Below are 19,217 nucleotides of genomic sequence, written 5' to 3' on the forward strand. Positions count from 1 at the left end.
GCAAATACGGCCAATAACTCGCGAGCAATTTTTGCGTTCAGGCAAGGCGTCGCGACGAGTCGTAGCCCAGCTACGGCGAGGAGCGACAACGCCGCATGAGTGCAAAAAGCGCCGCGAGTTATGGTCGTTATTTGTGAAACACCACACTAGCCCCTACGTCAGCTTGCAACGATCGAAAAACCGCTCCCGCCCCAGAATCATCAACGCCGCCCGCTTGTGAGGAAAGTCGAACTCCTTGTCGCAATGGAAACATTGGTCGTGCATGTAGCCAATCATCTTGCCATTGTCGGCGCGCGGCTCGGCCACCACCCGCTGGGTGCGCGGGTCATCCAGGAACAGGTAGTGCACCAACGCCGATAGCCAGCTGGCCACCTTGTGCGGCCCTCGGTGGCTCTCCTCTCCCACCAGCATATGGATACCACGGTCGTAGTCATCGGCCGGGTAGAAGGGGGCAATGCGGTCCTCCTTGGCCCAGTACGCCTCGAAGTAGGCAAACGGCTCGTCATCGAAACAACCGATCAACGTCAACGTATGCGGGTCGGCTTCGAGCTTGGCCAAGTATTCGCGGTGCTGCTCCAGCGTGCCACCCTCCTGCCAGAACGCCTCCACGCGAGGGTTGTTCTGCCAGCGGTTGAAACGCTCCAGGTCATGCTCGATCTCCAGGGTACGCAGCGATACCCAACTGCCCAAGCGCGCATCGAAGCGCCGGTACACTTCGCCCCGCGGCTTGGGCGCCCGGCGCGGGTGACGCTTGCCGTTGCTGATCTGCATCTGCTGCGGATATACCCCGGCAACCGACTCGCCCAGCCACGGCTGCGGCAGTTGCCAGAACAGTGCGCGCTCGCACAGGTACTGGCCAGGCTGTTCACTGGCCAGCAGCAGGCCACTGGCCAACGCCTGCGGCAACACTTCGGGCAGGTGCCAGGTCAGGCGCTGGCAGGCCGTATCGCGCGACAGCAACCAATAACAGGCGGCCCACAAGGCTTGGTAGGGGCGCTCGGGGCAAAAGCGCTCAAGGTGAACGTGCAGAGAAGCGCCAGCCTCCAGTCGCAACTGGATCAGGGGGCGGCCTTCAAGGGCCAGGCTTAACCAGCTGTCGCCCTCCTCGGCACTGAGGCTGCGCCAGCGTGGCGGTGACTGTGGCTGCGAAGCGGCATCGAACGGCATGGGCTTGACTCACGAAAATGAAGAAAAGGCACACTGCAGGGAACGTTGCCGCAACACGGGAATTTAGTCTTGCGGTGCAGCCACCTTGATACGGTACGGCTCGAAGATGCGCGCCAGTTCACCGCTGTCACGCAGGCCACGCAGCAGGGCAGCGAACGACTGCTCGCCGATAGGCGCCCCCGGGCGCAGCAAGGCGTAGTGGTGATAGACCTGGTCAATGCGTTGCGAAGGCACCAAATGCGCCCTGCTCGCCGGGTTGCGTGCCAGGAAATCACTGAGGTAGGAACGCGTGACCAGGGCAATATCGGCGCGGCCGGCCTGCACCATCAGCAGGTTGCTGTCGTGGGAATAGGTCAGGGTCGCGTTGTATGTCTTGCGCAGGTAGTCCGGGTCAGCGTTGAAGCTGGCAAACGCGTAGTGGTAGCCGTTGAACAAGGCCAGGCGTTTGCCGCGCAGGTCATCGAAATAATGCGGATCATTACCGTTTGCCGTGCGGGCGACGAACACTTCGGCATCTTCCAGGCCCATGTCCACGGTCTGATGGGCAATCTGCTCCCAGCCCCATTGTGGGTTCTCGAAAATCGCCATGTCGGTGCGGCCCTGCTGGAAGTCACCGAAGCGCCGCTGGATAGACGTAGGCACCAGAACGAAGTGATAGTGCTGCTGCGCCCGGTTGAGTGCATCGACCAACTGCGGCAGCAAACCGGTATCGGCACCTTGCTCGGGGCGCACTGTGTAAGGCGGGAAATGGGCTGCGCCAATCTTCACTTCAACCGCCTCGCCAGCCCATACCGGTGCCGCCAACCAGAACACGGCCAGCAGCATCAGGGTGGACAAGGCCTTGAGGCCGGGCGCTGGAGTCAAGACGGACACTCATCACGGTTTATGCCTGTATGCGCTTAAGCTAGGCGTTTTCCAGGGGCGACACAACTACTGACGCCTGCTCTTTGTGCCAAAGCAGGCGGCAAAATGCCATAGGATGCCGTATGCCCGGACATTGGCTACGCTCTAGCAGGATCTGCAGGGGAGCCTGGTATGGGCCATTGGTTGGTGATCGACCTGGAAGCCACCACCGACGATGGTGGGTGGCCGGTTACAGAGATGGAAGTCATTGAAATCGGCGCAAGCCTGGTTACCCGCGAAGGCCGCGAGGTCGACCATTTCCAGCGTTTTGTAAAGCCACGGCGGCGGCCGCAGCTGACCCCGTTCTGCCGTGAGCTGACCCACATCAGCCAGGCCGACGTGGACAGCGCCGCGCCGTTTCGCGAGGTGTGGGCAAGCTTCGAGCGCTGGCTGGGGCACCACCGCGGGCAGCTTCAGGCCTGGGTCAGCTGGGGCGACTACGACCGCCAGCAACTGCACCAGGAGTGGCAGCAGCACAGCCTCGACAGCCTGCTGCGCACATTGCCGCACATCAACCTCAAGCAACGCTTTGCCAAGGCCCGCCACCTGCAGCGCCCCACCGGCCTGAACGGCGCCCTGCAACTGGCCGGCATGCACTTTTGCGGGCAGCAGCACAGGGCCCTGGAAGATGCGCGAAACACGGCGCGGCTATTACCGTTGACCCTGCCCGCCAGCAGCCCCTGAAAGCAGATGACGACGCCTGTGGGCTTGGGCATACTGGCCAGCCCTTTTTCAGCACCTCTTTTCAGGAGTCGCCCATGTTCCAGGTCAACGAGTACTTCAACGGCACCGTCAAGTCGATCGCATTCTCGGGCGAAGAAGGCCCGGCCACTGTCGGCGTCATGGCTCCGGGCGAATACGAATTCGGCACTGCCAAGCGCGAGATCATGCATGTGGTATCGGGCGCGCTGACCGTGAAACTGCCAGGTAGCGACAACTGGGAAACCTTCAACGCCGGTGACAAGTTCAACGTGCCGGCTGACAGCAAGTTCCAGCTGCAGGTGAAGGTGGATACCGCTTACCTGTGCGAATACCGCGACTAAGCGCCGGCCTGTTCCGGCCTCTTCGCGGGTAAACCCGCTCCTACAGGGTGCTGAGCCGACCTTCGATGTTGTGCGGTCCTTGTAGGTGCGGGTTTACCCGCGAAGAATCCAGCACTAATCCTTCAGAAAATCAGCAACGCGTTCAGCCGCCGCCTGCAAATGCTGCTCATGGCTGAACCCCGAAGCCTTCAACGGCTTCAGGTCATGGTCCCCCGCCACTAGCCAGCTCACCTCGATCGCCGGCGACAACGCATACCCCGCCACCGCCTCGCGGTTACCCAGCGCATCCCGCTCGCCCTGCACGATCAACGTCGGTGTCTTCAACTCGGCCAGGTGCTCTACCCGTGGCTTCTCGGGTTTGCCCACCGCGTAGAACGGATAGCCCAGGCACACCAGCGCATCCGCGCCCAGTTCGTCGGCCAGCAGGCTCGCCATGCGCCCGCCCATGGACTTGCCCCCGACGGCCAGCTTGCCCGCGACCAAAGGTCGCACTTGCCGGTACACCTCGCGCCAGCATTCAAGCAACACCTTCTGCGGGTTCGGCGGCCGCTTGCCACCGGTAACCCTGCGCTCGGCCATGTACGGGAACTCGAAGCGCACTACCGCTACCCCAAGAGCCGCAAGCCTTTGCGCCATTTCGTCCATGAACCCGCTGTCCATCGGCGCGCCCGCGCCATGGGCCAGAATCAGGCACCCCTTGTAGTCATCCTGACCTGCAACCCGCGGAGGATCGCAGCGCAAGCCTGGGACATTTGCGACCTTCGCCCATTGATCCCCGTCAATACCGGCACTTTGCCCATTAATCATGCTTGCCTCGCTGTAAAGCCTGCCAAATAACCGTGGATGGGAACCCATACATGAACACAACCAGCAGTACCGCCTATAACTACAAGGTGGTCCGCCAATTCGCCATCATGACGGTGGTGTGGGGAATCGTCGGGATGGGGCTCGGCGTCTTCATCGCCGCCCAGCTCGCCTGGCCGTCCCTCAACTTCGACCTCCCCTGGACCAGCTTCGGCCGCCTGCGCCCCCTGCATACCAATGCGGTGATCTTCGCGTTCGGCGGCTGCGCACTGTTCGCCACCTCCTATTATTCGGTGCAACGCACCTGCCAGACCACCCTGTTCGCACCGGGCCTGGCCGCGTTCACGTTCTGGGGCTGGCAACTGGTTATCCTGCTGGCGGCCATCAGCCTGCCGCTGGGCTACACCAGCTCCAAGGAATACGCCGAACTGGAATGGCCGATCGACATTCTGATCACCATCGTCTGGGTGGGCTACGCCATCGTGTTCTTTGGCACGCTGATGAAGCGCAACACCAAACACATCTACGTCGGCAACTGGTTCTTCGGCGCCTTCATCCTGACCGTGGCGCTGCTGCACATCGTCAACAACCTGGAGCTGCCGGTCAGCCTGACCAAATCCTACTCGGTCTACGCTGGCGCCACCGATGCCATGGTGCAGTGGTGGTACGGCCATAACGCGGTGGGCTTCTTCCTGACCGCAGGCTTCCTGGGGATGATGTACTACTACGTGCCCAAGCAGGCCGAACGGCCGGTGTATTCGTATCGCTTGTCGATCGTGCACTTCTGGGCGCTGATCACCCTGTACATCTGGGCCGGCCCGCACCACTTGCACTACACCGCCCTGCCCGATTGGGCGCAGTCGCTGGGCATGGTGATGTCGCTGATCCTGCTGGCACCCAGCTGGGGCGGCATGATCAACGGCATGATGACCCTGTCGGGCGCCTGGCACAAACTGCGCAGCGACCCGATCCTGCGCTTCCTGGTGGTGTCGCTGGCGTTCTACGGCATGTCCACCTTCGAAGGCCCGATGATGGCCATCAAGACGGTCAACGCCCTGTCCCACTACACCGACTGGACCATCGGCCACGTCCACGCCGGCGCCCTCGGCTGGGTAGCGATGATCTCGATCGGCGCGCTGTACCACACCATCCCCAAAGTGTTCGGCAAAGAACGCATGCACAGCCTCGGCCTGATCAATGCGCACTTCTGGCTGGCCACCATTGGTACCGTGCTGTACATCGCCTCGATGTGGGTCAACGGCATCGCCCAGGGCCTGATGTGGCGCGCGGTCAACAGCGACGGCACGCTCACCTACTCGTTCGTGGAAACCCTGGTGGCCAGCCACCCAGGCTTCGTCGTGCGCTTCGTCGGCGGCGCGATCTTCCTCAGCGGCATGTTCCTGATGGCCTGGAACACCTGGCGCACCGTGCGTTCGCCAGCGCTTGACGTCGCCCCTGCGAACGCCCAGTTGGCTTGAGGAGAAACGCCTGATGAAACATGAAGTCATCGAGAAAAACGTCGGCCTGATGGCCCTGCTGATGGTATTTGCCGTCAGCATCGGCGGCCTGACCCAGATCGTCCCGCTGTTCTTCCAGGACGTCACCAACAAACCGGTCGAAGGCATGAAGCCCTACACCGCGCTGCAACTGGAAGGCCGCGATGTCTACATCCGCGAAGGTTGCGTGGGCTGCCACTCGCAGATGATCCGCCCGTTCCGTGCCGAAACCGAGCGTTACGGCCACTACTCGGTGGCCGGTGAAAGCGTCTGGGACCACCCGTTCCTGTGGGGCTCCAAGCGCACCGGGCCGGACTTGGCCCGGGTCGGTGGCCGCTACTCGGACGACTGGCACCGTGCGCACCTGTACAACCCGCGCAACGTGGTGCCGGAGTCGAAGATGCCGTCCTACCCGTGGCTGGTTGCCCAGCCGGTCGACAACAGCCACACCGACGTCAAGATGCGCACCCTGCGCACCCTGGGCGTGCCGTACACCGACGACGACATTGCCGGCGCCCGTGAAGCGGTCAAAGGCAAGACCGAGATGGATGCCCTGGTCGCCTACCTGCAGGTGCTCGGCACCGCGATCAAGAACAAGAGGTGAGTGCGATGGAAATGGACATCGGCATGATCCGCGGTCTGGGCACCCTGGTGGTGATGATTGCCTTCATCGGCCTCACCCTGTGGGTCTTCAACCGCCGCCGCGACCGTGATTTCGCCGAAGCGCGCCTGCTGCCCTTCGTCGACGACCGCCTGCCCACTGCCGGGCAGGAGCCTGCTGCAAAAAGGAGTAACGGGCAATGACCACCTTCTGGAGTACGTACATCAGCGTACTGACCATCGGTAGCCTGATTGGCCTGACCTGGCTGCTGCTCGCCACGCGCAAGGGCCAGAGCAACAACACCACCGACGAGACCATGGGCCACAGCTTCGACGGCATCGAGGAGTACGACAACCCGCTGCCCAAGTGGTGGTTCTGGCTGTTCGTTGGCACCTTGGCGTTCTCGGTCGGCTACCTGATCCTCTACCCGGGCCTGGGCAACTGGAAAGGCATCCTGCCGGGCTATGAAAATGGCTGGACTGGCGCCAATGAATGGCAGAAGGAAATGGACAAGGCCGATGCCAGGTTCGGTCCGATCTTCGCCAAATACGCCGCCATGCCCGTAGAAGAAGTGGCGAAGGACCCGCAGGCACTGAAAATGGGCAGCCGCCTGTTTGCCTCCAACTGCTCGGTGTGCCACGGTTCCGACGCCAAGGGCGCCTTCGGCTTCCCCAACCTCACCGACAATGACTGGCGCTGGGGCGGCGATCCGGAAACCATCAAGACCAGCATCATGAGCGGTCGCCATGGCGTGATGCCGGCCTGGGCCGAAGTGATTGGTGACCAGGGCGTGGCCGATGTGGCTGCGTTCGTGGTCAGCAAACTCGATGGCCGCACACTGCCTGAGGGCGCGAAGGCCGATGTGGAGAATGGGCAGAAGATCTTCGCAGCCAACTGCGTGGCCTGCCACGGGCCGGAAGGCAAAGGCACGCCCGCCATGGGCGCACCGAACCTGACCCACCCGCAGGCGTTTATCTACGGTTCGAGCTTTGCCCAGCTGCAGCAGACCATTCGTTATGGTCGCCAGGGGCAAATGCCGGCGCAGGCCGAGATCCAAGGGAATGACAAGGTGCATCTGCTGGCGGCTTACGTGTATAGCCTGTCGCAGGATGGTTCGGCTGAGGCTGTGACGGCCAAGTGAGTTCGTCGAAAGGGATTTGCCAAGTGAGTTCGCCGAAAGGCATTCGCCGCCTGTGAGATCGAGCGCCGCCCGCGCGGCGCTTCGCGGGTAAACCCGCTCCTACGTTTGTTTCGGGCCAGTCCGTCCTGTGCCAGGCGCGCGCGACCGCCTTGTTTGTACGACGCGATATCGAGACATGCGCCAAGGCGGTCGCGCGCAAATCCCACAGGAATAATTGGCCCGAAACAAACGTAGGAGCGGGTTTACCCGCGAAGCGCCGCGCGGGCGGCGCTCGATCTCTGCCCCACCACAACACTCAAACCTTACACCCCCCGCCCCACCACAACACCCAACCCCTACCCCCCGCCCACCACCAGCCTCAGCCCCCTTCCCTTGCACCCCCACCGAACACAACTAAGCTTGTTGCCTCAGTGGGCTTCGCTCCGAAAGGACCGGAGCAGACGCGGCGCATGGCCTGTCGCCGCCCCAGAAAAAGCTTGACCGATCGATCAGAAAAAGATGAAAAACGGTACACATTACAAATATTTATTTGTGTACAATCGCCCAGACCCGATCCCTGCGGGACATCAGTGAACGGGTCTGGACACGGGTCGGCGTACCAAAGTTGCGTTGCGGTAACCTTGCTGGTTATCAATACTGGCGCCGATTTTTCGACCAACAAGAACATCAAAACCGTGGAACCTTAGAATGAGCACAGCAATCAGTCCGACTGCTTATAACTATAAGGTCGTCCGCCAGTTCGCCATCATGACGGTGGTCTGGGGGATCCTTGGCATGGGCCTCGGCGTCTTCATCGCCTCGCAGCTGGTGTGGCCGCAGCTGAACCTGGACCTTCCCTGGACCAGCTTCGGCCGCCTGCGCCCGCTGCACACCAACCTGGTGATCTTCGCCTTCGGGGGCTGTGCGCTGTTCGGCACCAGCTACTACGTGGTGCAGCGCACCTGCCAGACCCGGCTGATCTCCGACAGCATGGCCGCCTTCACCTTCTGGGGTTGGCAAGCCGTGATCGTCGGCGCGCTGATCACCCTGCCGATGGGCTACACCACCACCAAGGAATACGCCGAGCTCGAGTGGCCGCTGGCGATCCTGCTGGCCATCGTCTGGGTTACCTACGGGCTGGTGTTCTTCGGCACCATCGTCAAGCGCAAGACCAAGCACATCTATGTCGGCAACTGGTTCTACGGTGCGTTCATCGTGGTCACCGCGATGCTGCACATCGTCAACCACATCTCGCTGCCGGTGAGCCTGTTCAAGTCGTACTCGGCCTACTCCGGCGCCACCGACGCGATGATCCAGTGGTGGTACGGCCACAACGCCGTGGGCTTCTTCCTCACCACCGGGTTCCTGGGGATGATGTACTACTTCGTGCCCAAGCAGGCCGAGCGACCGATCTACTCGTATCGCTTGTCGATCGTGCACTTCTGGGCGCTGATCACCCTGTACATCTGGGCCGGCCCGCATCACCTGCACTACACCGCCCTGCCTGACTGGGCGCAGTCGCTGGGCATGGTAATGTCGATCATCCTGCTGGCGCCAAGCTGGGGCGGCATGATCAACGGCATGATGACCCTGTCGGGTGCCTGGCACAAACTGCGCACCGACCCTATCCTGCGCTTCCTGGTGGTGTCGCTGGCGTTCTACGGCATGTCCACCTTCGAAGGCCCGATGATGGCCATCAAGACCGTGAACTCACTGTCGCACTACACCGACTGGACCATCGGCCACGTCCACGCCGGCGCCCTCGGCTGGGTGGCAATGATTTCGATCGGCGCCGTGTACCACATGATCCCGAAACTCTACGGCCGCGAGCAGATGCACAGCATCGGCCTGATCAACGCGCACTTCTGGCTGGCCACCATCGGTACCGTACTGTACATCGCCTCGATGTGGGTCAACGGCATCACCCAGGGCCTGATGTGGCGCGCCATCAACGATGACGGCACCCTCACCTACTCCTTCGTCGAAGCCCTGCAGGCCAGCCACCCCGGCTACATCGTCCGCGCCCTGGGCGGAGCGTTCTTCGCCAGCGGCATGCTGCTGATGGCCTACAACGTGTTCCGTACCGTACGTGCCGCCAACCCGGCACAGGCTGAAGAGGCCGCCAAGATCGTCGTTGTGGGAGCGCACTGATGAAGCATGAAGCCGTCGAGAAGAACATAGGCCTGCTGGCCTTCTTCATGGTCATCGCCGTGAGCGTCGGTGGCCTGACCCAGATCGTCCCGCTGTTTTTCCAGGACGTCACCAACAAGCCGGTCGAGGGCATGAAGCCGCGCACCGCGCTGGAGGTGGAAGGCCGCGATATCTACATCCGCGAAGGCTGCGTGGGCTGCCACTCGCAGATGATCCGCCCGTTCCGTGCTGAAACCGAGCGTTACGGCCACTACTCGGTAGCCGGTGAAAGCGTGTGGGACCACCCGTTCCTGTGGGGCTCCAAGCGTACCGGCCCGGACCTGGCCCGCGTCGGCGGCCGCTACTCCGATGACTGGCACCGAGCGCACCTGTACAACCCGCGCAACGTGGTACCGGAATCGAAGATGCCTTCCTACCCGTGGCTGGTCGAGAACAAGCTCGACGGCAAGGACACCGCGAAGAAGATGGAAGTGCTGCGCACACTCGGCACCCCGTACACCGACGCCGACATTGCCGGCGCACGTGACGCGGTCAAGGGCAAGACCGAAATGGACGCCATCGTCGCGTACCTGCAGGGTCTTGGCACCATCATCAAGAGCAAACGGTGACGCTGATGGATATCGGGATGATTCGCGGCCTGGGCACCGTCGTGGTGATGGTGGCGTTCGTGGGCCTGGCGCTGTGGGTGTTCAACCCACGGCGTAAAAAGGACTTCGACGAAGCGACCCAACTGCCCTTCGCGGATGACCCCGAGGCCACTCGGCACGTCGAGCAAGCAAAAGCTTCTGGGAGCAAACAACAATGACAACCTTCTGGAGTCTGTACGTTACCGTCCTGACCCTGGGCACCATCTTCTCGTTGACCTGGCTGCTGCTGTCGACCCGCAAGGGCCAGCGCGAAGAGGTTACCGACGAAACCGTCGGGCATGCCTTCGATGGCATCGAGGAATACGACAACCCGCTGCCGCAATGGTGGTTCTGGCTGTTCGTCGGCACCATCATCTTCGCCCTCGGTTACCTGGTGCTGTACCCGGGCCTGGGCAACTGGAAAGGCGTCCTGCCGGGCTATTCGTACCTGGATAACGACAAGCAGACCGAGTTTTCCAACGGCCAGCCGGGCTGGACCGGCGTGCACGAGTGGGAAAAGGAAATGGCCAAGGCCGACGCCCGTTTCGGGCCGATCTTCGCCAAGTTCGCGGCCATGCCGATCGAAGAAGTGGCCAAGGACCCGCAGGCATTGAAAATGGGTGCGCGGCTGTTCGCCTCCAACTGCTCGGTGTGCCACGGTTCCGACGCCAAGGGCGCCTTCGGCTTCCCCAACCTCACCGACAATGACTGGCGCTGGGGCGGCGAGCCGGAAACCATCAAGACCACCATCATGGCCGGTCGCCATGGCGTGATGCCGGCCTGGGCCGAAGTGATCGGTGACCAGGGCGTGGCCGATGTGGCTGCGTTCGTGGTCAGCAAACTCGATGGCCGCACACTGCCTGAAGGCGCGAAGGCCGATGTGGCGAACGGGCAGAAGATCTTCGCAGCCAACTGCGTGGCCTGCCACGGGCCGGAAGGCAAAGGTACGCCCGCCATGGGCGCTCCGAACCTGACCCACCCGCAGGCGTTCATCTACGGCTCGAGCTTTGCCCAATTGCAGCAGACCATTCGTTATGGCCGCCAGGGGCAGATGCCGGCCCAGGAACAACTGCAGGGCAACGACAAGGTGCACTTGCTGGCGGCTTACGTCTACAGCCTGTCGCACCAGGCTGAGCCGGCCAAGGCTGAGTAAGGCAGGCCTGGCCTCTTCGCGGGTAAACCCGCTCCTACACAGGATCCTTGTAGGAGCGGGTTTACCCGCGAAGAGGCCGGTACTGGCACAGCATTTCTAGCAGGCAAGTGACCTGGATCAATTGACACCCGCCATAACACGTTTCATACCACGAACCCAACGCGACTAAAGGTCGCAGTGCGAACCCATACCGCCATCAGCGGCGTATCATGGACCGCAGAGCGCTAGCAGATTGCGCGAGACTGCGGCCCGCACGCACAGGCCGCGGCGTTTCTCCACTGCCGTGGGACTTGATGATGAGCAAGCAAATTCCGGTACATGATGTGACCCCGCCTGCCAACAAAGGGAAGGATTCCGTCGACCTCTACGCTTCCCGGGAAAAGATCTACACCCGCGCCTTCACCGGCCTGTTCCGTCGCTTGCGCATGGTCGGCGGTGCAGTGCTGTTCCTGCTGTACTTCGGCACCGTGTGGCTGAACTGGGGGGGGCACCAGGCCGTGTGGTGGAACCTGCCCGAGCGCAAGTTCTACATCTTCGGCGCCACCATCTGGCCGCAGGACTTCATCCTGCTCTCGGGCATTCTCATCGTCGCCGCCTTCGGCCTGTTCTTCATCACTGTGTTCGCCGGCCGGGTGTGGTGCGGCTACACCTGCCCGCAAAGCGTGTGGACCTGGATTTTCATGTGGTGCGAAAAGGTCACCGAGGGTGACCGCAACCAGCGCATGAAGCTCGACAAAGCCCCCATGAGCGGCAACAAGTTCCTGCGCAAATTCGCCAAGCACAGCCTGTGGCTGCTGATCGGCTTTGTCACCGGCATGACCTTTGTCGGCTACTTCTCGCCAATCCGTGAACTGGCGATCGAATTCTTCACGGGCCAGGCCGATGGCTGGGCCTACTTCTGGGTCGGCTTCTTCACCCTCGCCACTTATGGCAACGCCGGTTGGCTACGCGAACAGGTGTGCGTGTACATGTGCCCCTATGCCCGCTTCCAGAGCGTGATGTTCGACAAGGACACGCTGATCGTGTCCTACGACCCACGCCGTGGCGAAACCCGCGGCCCGCGCAAGAAAGATACCGACTACAAGGCCCAGGGCCTGGGTGACTGCATCGACTGCACCATGTGCGTGCAGGTCTGCCCGACCGGCATCGACATCCGTGACGGCCTGCAGATCGAGTGCATCGGCTGCGCCGCCTGTATCGATGCCTGCGACAGCATCATGGACAAGATGAACTACCCCAAAGGGCTGATCAGCTACACCACCGAACACAACCTGTCCGGGCAGAAGACCCACATGCTGCGCCCGCGCCTGATCGGCTATGCCGTGGTACTGCTGGTAATGATGATCGGGCTGGCGACGGCCTTCGCCACCCGTTCGCTGGTCGGTTTCGACGTCAGCAAAGACCGCGTGTTGTACCGCGAAAACGCCCAGGGCCGGATCGAGAACGTGTACAGCCTGAAGGTGATGAACAAGGATCAGCGCGATCACCTGTACGTGCTGGACGCCGCCGGCCTGCCGGACCTCAAGCTCGAAGGCCAGCGCGAGATCCGCGTGGCCGCCGGTGACATCGTCAGCCTTCCCGTGCAGCTGTCGGTTGCCCCCGAGAAGCTGCCATCGACCACCAACGAAATCACCTTCATCCTCAAGAGCGCCGACGACAGCGACGCCCAGGTTGAAGCCAAGAGCCGTTTCATCGGCCCACAGATCCGCTAAGAGAGATAACGCACAATGCCTGCCGCCACCGCCGCCAGCCCCTGGTACAAGCACCTCTGGCCCTGGATCATCATCGGCATCCTCACCACCTCGGTGTGCCTGAGCCTGACCATGGTCAGCATCGCTGTGCACAACCCGGACAACCTGGTGAACGACAACTACTACGAGGCCGGCAAGGGCATCAACCGCTCGCTGGACCGCGAGCTGCTTGCACAGCAGCTGGGCCTGAAAGCCAGCGTGCATCTGGACGAACTGACCGGCGAAGTGGACCTGCGCCTGACCGGTAGCAGTGACCCGCAAAACTTGGAGCTGAACCTGATTTCGCCGACCCAGCCAGAGAAGGACCGCAAGGTGCTGCTGAGCCGGGTCGAAGCAGGACGCTATGTGGGGCAGCTGGAGGACAAGGTCGAGGGCCGGCGCTTTGTCGAGCTGCTGGGCAGTGAAGGGGGCCAGGTATGGCGCCTGTTCGAAGAGGAAAAAGTGGCGCATGGTGTGACCTTGCAGTTGGGTGACGAAGCCCTGCAAGGCGCCGAACACCAACAGTAGCAACACCGCAAATCCCTGTGGGAGCGGGCACGCCCGCGAATGCGATAGCTCAGGCAAAGGTATTTCCAGGCCTGACGCATTCGCGGGCGCGCCCGCTCCCACAGGGTTTCCTATCTGCCTGAGCAGTGTCTGCCCTATGACCCAACCGACCCCCTGCTACCACTGCGCCCTGCCCGTCCCCACCGGCAGCCGCTTCACCGCCGTGGTCCTCGGCCAGCCGCGGCAGTTCTGCTGCCCCGGCTGTCAGGCGGTGGCCGAGTCGATCGTCGCTGGAGGCCTGGAACATTACTACCAGCACCGCAGCGACAACAGCGCCAACCCCGAAGCCCTGCCCAAGCAACTGCAGGACGAACTGGCCCTGTACGACCGCAGCGACGTGCAGCAAACCTTCGTCCGCCACCAGGGTGAGCTGGCCGAAACCACCTTGCTTGTCGAGGGCATCAGCTGCGCCGCCTGCGGCTGGCTGATCGAAAAGCACCTGCGCAACCTGCCCGGTGTCGCCGAAGCGCGCCTGAACCTGTCCAATCACCGCCTGCTGCTGAACTGGGATGACAAGCAGCTACCGCTGTCGCGCCTGCTGGCCGAACTTCGCCAGATCGGCTACGCCGCCCACCCCTACCAGCCTGACCAGGCCGCCGAGCAATTGGCCCGGGAAAACCGCAGCGCCCTGCGCCGCCTGGGCGTGGCCGGGCTGCTGTGGTTCCAGGCGATGATGGCGACCATGGCCACTTGGCCGGAATTCAACATCGACCTGACACCCGAGTTGCATGCCATCCTGCGCTGGGTGGCGCTGTTCCTGACCATTCCCATCGTGTTCTACAGCTGCGCGCCCTTCTTCAAGGGCGCGGCGCGCGACCTGCGAACGCGCCACCTGACCATGGATGTTTCGGTGTCGCTGGCCATTGGCCTGGCGTTCGGCGCTGGCATCTGGACAGCCATCACTGGCAGCGGCGAGCTTTATTTCGACACGGTGGGCATGTTCGCCCTGTTCCTGCTGACCGGCCGCTACCTGGAGCGCCGCGCCCGCGAGCGCACAGCGGCGGCCACTGCGCAGCTGGTCAACCTGCTGCCAGCCTCATGCCTGCGCCTGGACGCCATCGGGCGCAGCGAACGCATTCTGCTCAGCGAGTTACAGTGCGGCGACACCGTGCAGGTGCTGCCCGGCGCGGTCATCCCTGCCGACGGGCGCATCGTCGAGGGCCGCTCCAGCGTCGACGAATCGCTGCTGACCGGCGAGTATCTGCCGCAACCACGCCGGGTGGGTGAGCGGGTCACTGGCGGTACGCTGAACGTCGAAAGCGCGCTGAATGTGGAAGTGGAAGCCCTCGGCCATGACTCACGCTTGTCGGCCATCGTCCGCCTGCTGGAGCGCGCCCAGACTGAAAAACCGCGCCTGGCGGAAATTGCCGACCGCGCCTCGCAGTGGTTCCTGCTGTTCTCGCTATTGGCCTCGGTAGCCATCGGCCTGTGGTGGTGGCACCTGGACCCGACACGGGCGTTCTGGATCGTACTGGCAATGCTCGTGGCCACCTGCCCTTGTGCCCTGTCTTTGGCTACGCCAACCGCACTGACCGCCGCCACCGGAACCCTGCACAAGCTTGGCCTGCTGGTGACCCGCGGCCATGTGCTGGAGGGCCTGAATCAGATCGACACGGTGATCTTCGACAAGACCGGCACACTGACCGAGGGCCGCCTGACCTTGCGCAGCATCCGCCCGCTCGGCAGCCAGGCCGCCGACCGCTGCCTGGCCCTGGCCGCGGCGCTGGAAAACCGCTCTGAACACCCCATCGCTCGCGCCTTTGGTCGTACCGCCACACCTGCCGATGACGTACAGAGCGTACCCGGCCTGGGCCTGGAGGGGGTGGTCGACGGTCAGCGCCTGCGCATTGGTCAGGCTACCTTCGTCTGCGCCTTGAGTGGTACGGAAATCCCCGCTGTACCCGAGCCGCGCGGCCAGTGGCTGCTGCTGGGCGACCGCCAGGGGCCACTGGCCTGGTTCGGCCTGGACGACCGCCTGCGCGACGATGCCCCGGCCCTGCTCGCTGCCTGCAAGGCGCGCGGCTGGCACACCCTGCTGCTGTCGGGCGACAGCTCGCCGATGGTTGCCGAAGTGGCCGCGCAGCTGGGTATCGAGCAGGCCATTGGCGGCCTGCGCCCGGATGACAAACTGGACCGCCTGAAAGCCCTGCAGGCTGACGGGCGCAAGGTGCTGATGCTCGGCGACGGGGTCAACGATGTACCGGTACTGGCCGCCGCCGATATCAGCATCGCCATGGGCAGCGCCACCGACCTGGCCAAGACCAGTGCCGACGCAGTCTTGCTGTCCAACCGCCTGCAAGCACTGGTGCAGGCGTTCGAGCTGGCCCGCCGCACCCGCCGCAACATCCTCGAGAACCTGCTGTGGGCGACCCTGTATAATGGCCTGATGTTGCCGTTCGCCGCGCTCGGCTGGATCACGCCGGTGTGGGCCGCCATCGGCATGTCGGTCAGCTCGCTGATCGTGGTGCTCAATGCCCTGCGCCTGACCCGGATGCCCGTGGCCTCAGGCCCGCTGCCCCACGAAGCCCCTTTACCCGGGAGGAAGTCGCCATGCCCGCCCTCTATGTCATGATCCCGGCAGCCCTGCTGCTGGTCGGCGTGGCCGTGTACATCTTCTTCTGGGCGGTAGACAGCGGTCAGTACGATGACCTTGAAGGCCCCGCCCACAGCATCCTGTTCGACGATCAGGACCCGCGCCACCAGGCGGCAGTGAAGCCTGACGATGCCGCAGCCGACACCGACAAGGAACCACCACCCCGTGCCTGACCTGCTTCCGCTGCTGGGCTCGGCACTGGTCCTTGGCCTGCTAGGGGGCGGTCACTGCCTGGGCATGTGCGGCGGCCTGATGGGCGCACTGACCTTGGCCATCCCCCCCGAACAACGCGGCAGGCGCCTGCGCCTGTTGCTGGCGTACAACCTGGGGCGCATTTTCAGCTATGCCTGCGCCGGCCTGTTGCTGGGCCTGGCCGGCTGGGCCGTGGCCAGCAGCCCGGCAGCGCTGGCGCTGCGGGTGGTTGCGGCACTGCTGCTGATTGCCATGGGCCTGTACCTGGCCGGCTGGTGGAGCGGGCTGACCCGTATCGAGGCACTGGGCCGCGGGCTGTGGCGGCATATCCAGCCGGTGGCGTCGCGATTGCTGCCAGTGTCCAGCCTCCCTCGGGCATTGCTGCTGGGCGCCCTCTGGGGCTGGCTGCCGTGCGGGCTGGTGTACAGCACCCTTTTGTGGGCGGCCAGCCAGGGCAATGCCGGCTACAGCGCCGGGTTGATGCTGGCGTTCGGGGTGGGCACCTGGCCGGTGTTGCTGGCAACCGGGCTGGCTGCCGAACGGGTGAACACCCTGTTGCGGCGACGCAGCGTGCGCGTGGCGGGCGGTGTGCTGGTGATGCTATTCGGTATCTGGACCCTGCCGGGCCCACACCAGCACTGGCTGATGGGCCATTGACGGGGGCTGCAAAGCAGCCCCAATGCCCTTGATACAAATCAACACAGTTTCCTACAGACGGCCATAGACTCCGGTGCACTGCTGCTCTTTCCGGGGACTACCCTCATGCTCGACGACCTCCGTTGGGATACCGACCTGATCCGCCGCTACGATCTCGCCGGGCCACGCTACACCTCTTACCCAACCGCCGTGCAACTGCACAGCGAGGTGGGTTCGTTCGACCTGCTCAACGCCCTGCGCGAGAGCCGACGGGCCGTGCGCCCGCTGTCGCTGTACGTGCATGTGCCGTTCTGCGCCAACATCTGCTACTACTGCGCCTGCAACAAGGTCATCACCAAAGACCGCGCCCGCGCCGCGCCCTACCTGCAGCGCCTGGAGCAGGAAATCCAGCTGGTCGCCTGCCACCTGGACCCTAAACAGCGTGTTGAACAGCTGCATTTTGGCGGCGGCACACCGACCTTCCTCAGCCATGTGGAACTGCGCCAGCTGATGGCCACCCTGCGCCAGCACTTTCACCTGCTGGACGACGATTCCGGCGACTACGGCATCGAGATCGATCCTCGCGAAGCCGACTGGTCGACCATGGGCTTGCTTCGCGAACTGGGCTTCAACCGCGTCAGCCTGGGTGTACAGGACCTCGACCCGGCCGTGCAGCGCGCGATCAACCGCCTGCAGAGCCTGGAACAGACCCGCACCCTGATCGAGGCTGCGCGCACGCTGCAGTTTCGCTCGGTCAACCTCGACCTGATCTACGGCCTGCCCAAGCAAACCCCGGAAGGCTTTGCCCGCACCGTGGAAGAAGTGATCCGCCTGCAGCCCGACCGCCTGTCGGTGTTCAACTATGCCCACCTTCCCGAGCGCTTCATGCCGCAACGGCGCATCGACAGCAACGACCTGCCCAGCGCCGCCGCCAAGCTGGAGATGCTGCACGCCACCATCGACCAACTGACCGCCGCCGGTTACCGCTACATCGGCATGGACCACTTCGCCCTGCCCGACGACGAACTGGCCATTGCCCAGGAAGAAGGCACCTTGCAGCGCAACTTCCAGGGCTACACCACCCACGGGCACTGCGACCTGATTGGCCTGGGCGTGTCGGCGATCAGCCAGATCGGCGACCTGTACTGCCAGAACAGCAGTGACCTCAACACCTATCAGGACAGCCTGTCCAACGCCCAGCTGGCCACCCAGCGCGGCTTGCTGTGCAACCACGACGACCGCATACGCCGGGCGGTGATCCAGCAACTGATCTGCCATTTCGAGCTGGATTTCGAACCCATCGAACAGGCTTTCACCCTGGATTTTCGCGGTTACTTCAACGACCTCTGGCCCGAGCTGCTGACCTTGCAGCGCGACGGCCTGATCAGTCTGGACGACAAGGGCATTCGCATCCTGCCCGCCGGCCGGCTGCTGGCGCGCTCGGTATGCATGGTGTTCGACGCGTATCTGGCGATGCACAACCGCCAGCGTTTCTCGCGAGTGATCTGAAAAACAAGGCGTTCAACCGCATGGACAAGCTTCCTTGTCAGGCACACTATGAGCACACATGGACTCCCGGCAGGCCACCTGCCGGGGTTTCGCCAGCGCGCACCATCATCGCGCACACTGGCTTACACCCTGTGTCGTGAGTTACCCTTACGACTTATGTGTGCTTTCCCACAAGGATCGATTCAAATGTCCGAGCCAGTCAAACTGCGCCCACACAACCAGGCCCATTGCAAGGATTGCAGCCTGGCCCCCCTGTGCCTGCCTCTTTCGCTGAACCTGGAAGACATGGACGCGCTGGATGAAATCGTCAAACGCGGGCGGCCGCTCAAGAAAGGCGAGTTCCTGTTCCGCCAGGGTGACAGTTTTGGCTCGGTCTACGCAGTACGGTCCGGGGCCCTGAAAACCTTCAGCCTCAGCGACAGCGGCGAGGAGCAGATCACGGGCTTCCACCTGCCCAGCGAACTGGTCGGCCTGTCGGGCATGGATACCGAGGCCTACCCGGTATCGGCCCAGGCTCAGGAAACCACTTCGGTGTGTGAAATCCCCTTCGAGCGGCTGGACGAGCTGTCGGTGCAACTGCCACAGCTACGCCGCCAGCTGATGCGGGTAATGAGCCGCGAAATCCGCGACGACCAGCAAATGATGCTGCTGCTTTCGAAAAAGACCGCCGACGAGCGCATTGCCACCTTCCTGGTCAACCTGTCGGCGCGCTTCCGCGCCCGCGGCTATTCGGCCAATCAGTTCCGCCTGAGCATGTCGCGCAACGAAATCGGCAATTACCTTGGCCTGGCGGTAGAAACCGTGTCGCGGGTGTTCACCCGCTTCCAGCAGAACGGCCTGCTGCGCGCCGAGGGCAAGGAAGTGCACATCCTCGATCCGATCCAGCTGTGCGCGCTGGCCGGTGGTGCAATCGAGGCCTGAGGCTG

At 63.2% G+C, this 19,217-nt stretch carries 20 protein-coding genes; 17 read left to right on the plus strand and 3 right to left on the minus strand.

The features are described 5' to 3' along the window. Nucleotides 1–153 precede the first annotated feature (153 nt). Together C4Q27_RS02700 and C4Q27_RS02705 are read right to left on the minus strand one after the other, a co-directional pair. Nucleotides 154–1,167, minus strand: a complete 1,014-nt coding sequence (locus tag C4Q27_RS02700) for a GNAT family N-acetyltransferase (RefSeq protein WP_104886419.1) — start codon at nucleotides 1,165–1,167, stop codon at nucleotides 154–156. Between the two features lie 63 nt (nucleotides 1,168–1,230). Continuing rightward, complete coding sequence (locus C4Q27_RS02705) at nucleotides 1,231–2,031, minus strand: ABC transporter substrate-binding protein (protein ID WP_104886420.1); 801 nt, start codon at nucleotides 2,029–2,031, stop codon at nucleotides 1,231–1,233. Between the two features lie 171 nt (nucleotides 2,032–2,202). Between C4Q27_RS02705 and C4Q27_RS02710 the strand changes: the two genes are divergently transcribed. After that, nucleotides 2,203–2,754: an exonuclease domain-containing protein gene (locus C4Q27_RS02710; protein WP_064493228.1), complete on the plus strand. Its 552-nt coding sequence runs from the start codon at nucleotides 2,203–2,205 to the stop codon at nucleotides 2,752–2,754. Between the two features lie 74 nt (nucleotides 2,755–2,828). Beyond that, the gene (locus C4Q27_RS02715; protein WP_003254278.1) at nucleotides 2,829–3,113 is read left to right on the plus strand and encodes a pyrimidine/purine nucleoside phosphorylase; all 285 of its coding nucleotides are present in this window, start codon (nucleotides 2,829–2,831) and stop codon (nucleotides 3,111–3,113) included. A 114-nt stretch (nucleotides 3,114–3,227) separates the two neighbouring features. Here C4Q27_RS02715 and C4Q27_RS02720 read toward each other — a convergent pair whose 3' ends face one another. Then, the gene (locus tag C4Q27_RS02720; protein WP_010955001.1) at nucleotides 3,228–3,920 is read right to left on the minus strand and encodes an alpha/beta family hydrolase; all 693 of its coding nucleotides are present in this window, start codon (nucleotides 3,918–3,920) and stop codon (nucleotides 3,228–3,230) included. A gap of 50 nt (nucleotides 3,921–3,970) precedes the next feature. On the opposite strand from C4Q27_RS02720, the gene ccoN (C4Q27_RS02725) reads away from it, so the two are divergent. From ccoN (C4Q27_RS02725) to fnrA, 15 genes are all read left to right on the plus strand, one after another. Next, nucleotides 3,971–5,395: a cytochrome-c oxidase, cbb3-type subunit I gene (gene ccoN, locus C4Q27_RS02725; protein ID WP_064493230.1), complete on the plus strand. Its 1,425-nt coding sequence runs from the start codon at nucleotides 3,971–3,973 to the stop codon at nucleotides 5,393–5,395. Nucleotides 5,396–5,408: 13 nt separating this feature from the next. Beyond that, nucleotides 5,409–6,017, plus strand: a complete 609-nt coding sequence (ccoO, locus tag C4Q27_RS02730; protein ID WP_010955002.1) for a cytochrome-c oxidase, cbb3-type subunit II — start codon at nucleotides 5,409–5,411, stop codon at nucleotides 6,015–6,017. A 5-nt stretch (nucleotides 6,018–6,022) separates the two neighbouring features. Next, the gene (locus C4Q27_RS02735) at nucleotides 6,023–6,217 is read left to right on the plus strand and encodes a cbb3-type cytochrome c oxidase subunit 3 (RefSeq protein WP_010955003.1); all 195 of its coding nucleotides are present in this window, start codon (nucleotides 6,023–6,025) and stop codon (nucleotides 6,215–6,217) included. Beyond that, nucleotides 6,214–7,155, plus strand: a complete 942-nt coding sequence (gene ccoP, locus C4Q27_RS02740) for a cytochrome-c oxidase, cbb3-type subunit III (RefSeq protein WP_010955004.1) — start codon at nucleotides 6,214–6,216, stop codon at nucleotides 7,153–7,155. Before C4Q27_RS02735 ends, ccoP (C4Q27_RS02740) begins: the two co-directional genes overlap by 4 nt. Before the next feature lie 687 nt (nucleotides 7,156–7,842). Continuing rightward, on the plus strand, nucleotides 7,843–9,285 hold the full coding sequence (ccoN, locus tag C4Q27_RS02760) for a cytochrome-c oxidase, cbb3-type subunit I (protein ID WP_003254284.1): 1,443 nt from the start codon (nucleotides 7,843–7,845) through the stop codon (nucleotides 9,283–9,285). After that, the gene (gene ccoO / locus C4Q27_RS02765; protein WP_010955006.1) at nucleotides 9,285–9,893 is read left to right on the plus strand and encodes a cytochrome-c oxidase, cbb3-type subunit II; all 609 of its coding nucleotides are present in this window, start codon (nucleotides 9,285–9,287) and stop codon (nucleotides 9,891–9,893) included. Before ccoN (C4Q27_RS02760) ends, ccoO (C4Q27_RS02765) begins: the two co-directional genes overlap by 1 nt. A gap of 5 nt (nucleotides 9,894–9,898) precedes the next feature. After that, complete coding sequence (locus C4Q27_RS02770; RefSeq protein WP_003254287.1) at nucleotides 9,899–10,090, plus strand: CcoQ/FixQ family Cbb3-type cytochrome c oxidase assembly chaperone; 192 nt, start codon at nucleotides 9,899–9,901, stop codon at nucleotides 10,088–10,090. Next, nucleotides 10,087–11,064, plus strand: a complete 978-nt coding sequence (gene ccoP, locus C4Q27_RS02775; protein WP_104886421.1) for a cytochrome-c oxidase, cbb3-type subunit III — start codon at nucleotides 10,087–10,089, stop codon at nucleotides 11,062–11,064. Before C4Q27_RS02770 ends, ccoP (C4Q27_RS02775) begins: the two co-directional genes overlap by 4 nt. Nucleotides 11,065–11,360: 296 nt before the next feature. Then, complete coding sequence (ccoG, locus tag C4Q27_RS02785; protein ID WP_029615636.1) at nucleotides 11,361–12,776, plus strand: cytochrome c oxidase accessory protein CcoG; 1,416 nt, start codon at nucleotides 11,361–11,363, stop codon at nucleotides 12,774–12,776. Nucleotides 12,777–12,791: 15 nt separating this feature from the next. After that, on the plus strand, nucleotides 12,792–13,322 hold the full coding sequence (locus tag C4Q27_RS02790) for a FixH family protein (RefSeq protein ID WP_064493445.1): 531 nt from the start codon (nucleotides 12,792–12,794) through the stop codon (nucleotides 13,320–13,322). Nucleotides 13,323–13,458: 136 nt separating this feature from the next. Beyond that, entirely contained in the window at nucleotides 13,459–15,933 is a 2,475-nt protein-coding gene (locus C4Q27_RS02795; RefSeq protein WP_104886422.1) for a heavy metal translocating P-type ATPase, read from the plus strand. Further along, nucleotides 15,912–16,127, plus strand: coding sequence for a cbb3-type cytochrome oxidase assembly protein CcoS (gene ccoS / locus C4Q27_RS02800; RefSeq protein WP_010955011.1), 216 nt, complete (start codon nucleotides 15,912–15,914; stop codon nucleotides 16,125–16,127). Before C4Q27_RS02795 ends, ccoS begins: the two co-directional genes overlap by 22 nt. Then, nucleotides 16,120–16,803, plus strand: coding sequence for a sulfite exporter TauE/SafE family protein (locus C4Q27_RS02805; RefSeq protein ID WP_104886423.1), 684 nt, complete (start codon nucleotides 16,120–16,122; stop codon nucleotides 16,801–16,803). The genes ccoS and C4Q27_RS02805 overlap by 8 nt, the downstream gene beginning before the upstream one ends. A 105-nt stretch (nucleotides 16,804–16,908) precedes the next feature. Further along, nucleotides 16,909–18,291, plus strand: coding sequence for an oxygen-independent coproporphyrinogen III oxidase (gene hemN / locus C4Q27_RS02810; protein ID WP_010955013.1), 1,383 nt, complete (start codon nucleotides 16,909–16,911; stop codon nucleotides 18,289–18,291). 186 nt (nucleotides 18,292–18,477) lie between these two features. Beyond that, nucleotides 18,478–19,212: a Crp/Fnr family transcriptional regulator FnrA gene (gene fnrA, locus C4Q27_RS02815; protein ID WP_003254301.1), complete on the plus strand. Its 735-nt coding sequence runs from the start codon at nucleotides 18,478–18,480 to the stop codon at nucleotides 19,210–19,212. The last annotated feature ends 5 nt before the right edge of the window (nucleotides 19,213–19,217 follow it).

The sequence above is a fragment of the Pseudomonas sp. SWI36 genome (assembly GCF_002948105.1).
In the GTDB taxonomy this organism is placed as follows: Bacteria; Pseudomonadota; Gammaproteobacteria; order Pseudomonadales; family Pseudomonadaceae; genus Aquipseudomonas; species Aquipseudomonas alloputida.

Bases quoted from the DNA above. Each gene is read 5' to 3' on its own strand.
- C4Q27_RS02700 (WP_104886419.1), bottom strand. From the start codon at position 1,167: ATGCCGTTCGATGCCGCTTCGCAGCCACAGTCACCGCCACGCTGGCGC.
- C4Q27_RS02710 (WP_064493228.1), top strand. From the start codon at position 2,203: ATGGGCCATTGGTTGGTGATCGACCTGGAAGCCACCACCGACGATGGT.
- C4Q27_RS02715 (WP_003254278.1), top strand. From the start codon at position 2,829: ATGTTCCAGGTCAACGAGTACTTCAACGGCACCGTCAAGTCGATCGCA.
- C4Q27_RS02720 (WP_010955001.1), bottom strand. From the start codon at position 3,920: ATGATTAATGGGCAAAGTGCCGGTATTGACGGGGATCAATGGGCGAAG.
- ccoN (WP_064493230.1), top strand. From the start codon at position 3,971: ATGAACACAACCAGCAGTACCGCCTATAACTACAAGGTGGTCCGCCAA.
- ccoO (WP_010955002.1), top strand. From the start codon at position 5,409: ATGAAACATGAAGTCATCGAGAAAAACGTCGGCCTGATGGCCCTGCTG.
- C4Q27_RS02735 (WP_010955003.1), top strand. From the start codon at position 6,023: ATGGAAATGGACATCGGCATGATCCGCGGTCTGGGCACCCTGGTGGTG.
- ccoP (WP_010955004.1), top strand. From the start codon at position 6,214: ATGACCACCTTCTGGAGTACGTACATCAGCGTACTGACCATCGGTAGC.
- ccoN (WP_003254284.1), top strand. From the start codon at position 7,843: ATGAGCACAGCAATCAGTCCGACTGCTTATAACTATAAGGTCGTCCGC.
- ccoO (WP_010955006.1), top strand. From the start codon at position 9,285: ATGAAGCATGAAGCCGTCGAGAAGAACATAGGCCTGCTGGCCTTCTTC.
- C4Q27_RS02770 (WP_003254287.1), top strand. From the start codon at position 9,899: ATGGATATCGGGATGATTCGCGGCCTGGGCACCGTCGTGGTGATGGTG.
- ccoP (WP_104886421.1), top strand. From the start codon at position 10,087: ATGACAACCTTCTGGAGTCTGTACGTTACCGTCCTGACCCTGGGCACC.
- ccoG (WP_029615636.1), top strand. From the start codon at position 11,361: ATGAGCAAGCAAATTCCGGTACATGATGTGACCCCGCCTGCCAACAAA.
- C4Q27_RS02790 (WP_064493445.1), top strand. From the start codon at position 12,792: ATGCCTGCCGCCACCGCCGCCAGCCCCTGGTACAAGCACCTCTGGCCC.
- C4Q27_RS02795 (WP_104886422.1), top strand. From the start codon at position 13,459: ATGACCCAACCGACCCCCTGCTACCACTGCGCCCTGCCCGTCCCCACC.
- ccoS (WP_010955011.1), top strand. From the start codon at position 15,912: ATGCCCGCCCTCTATGTCATGATCCCGGCAGCCCTGCTGCTGGTCGGC.
- hemN (WP_010955013.1), top strand. From the start codon at position 16,909: ATGCTCGACGACCTCCGTTGGGATACCGACCTGATCCGCCGCTACGAT.
- fnrA (WP_003254301.1), top strand. From the start codon at position 18,478: ATGTCCGAGCCAGTCAAACTGCGCCCACACAACCAGGCCCATTGCAAG.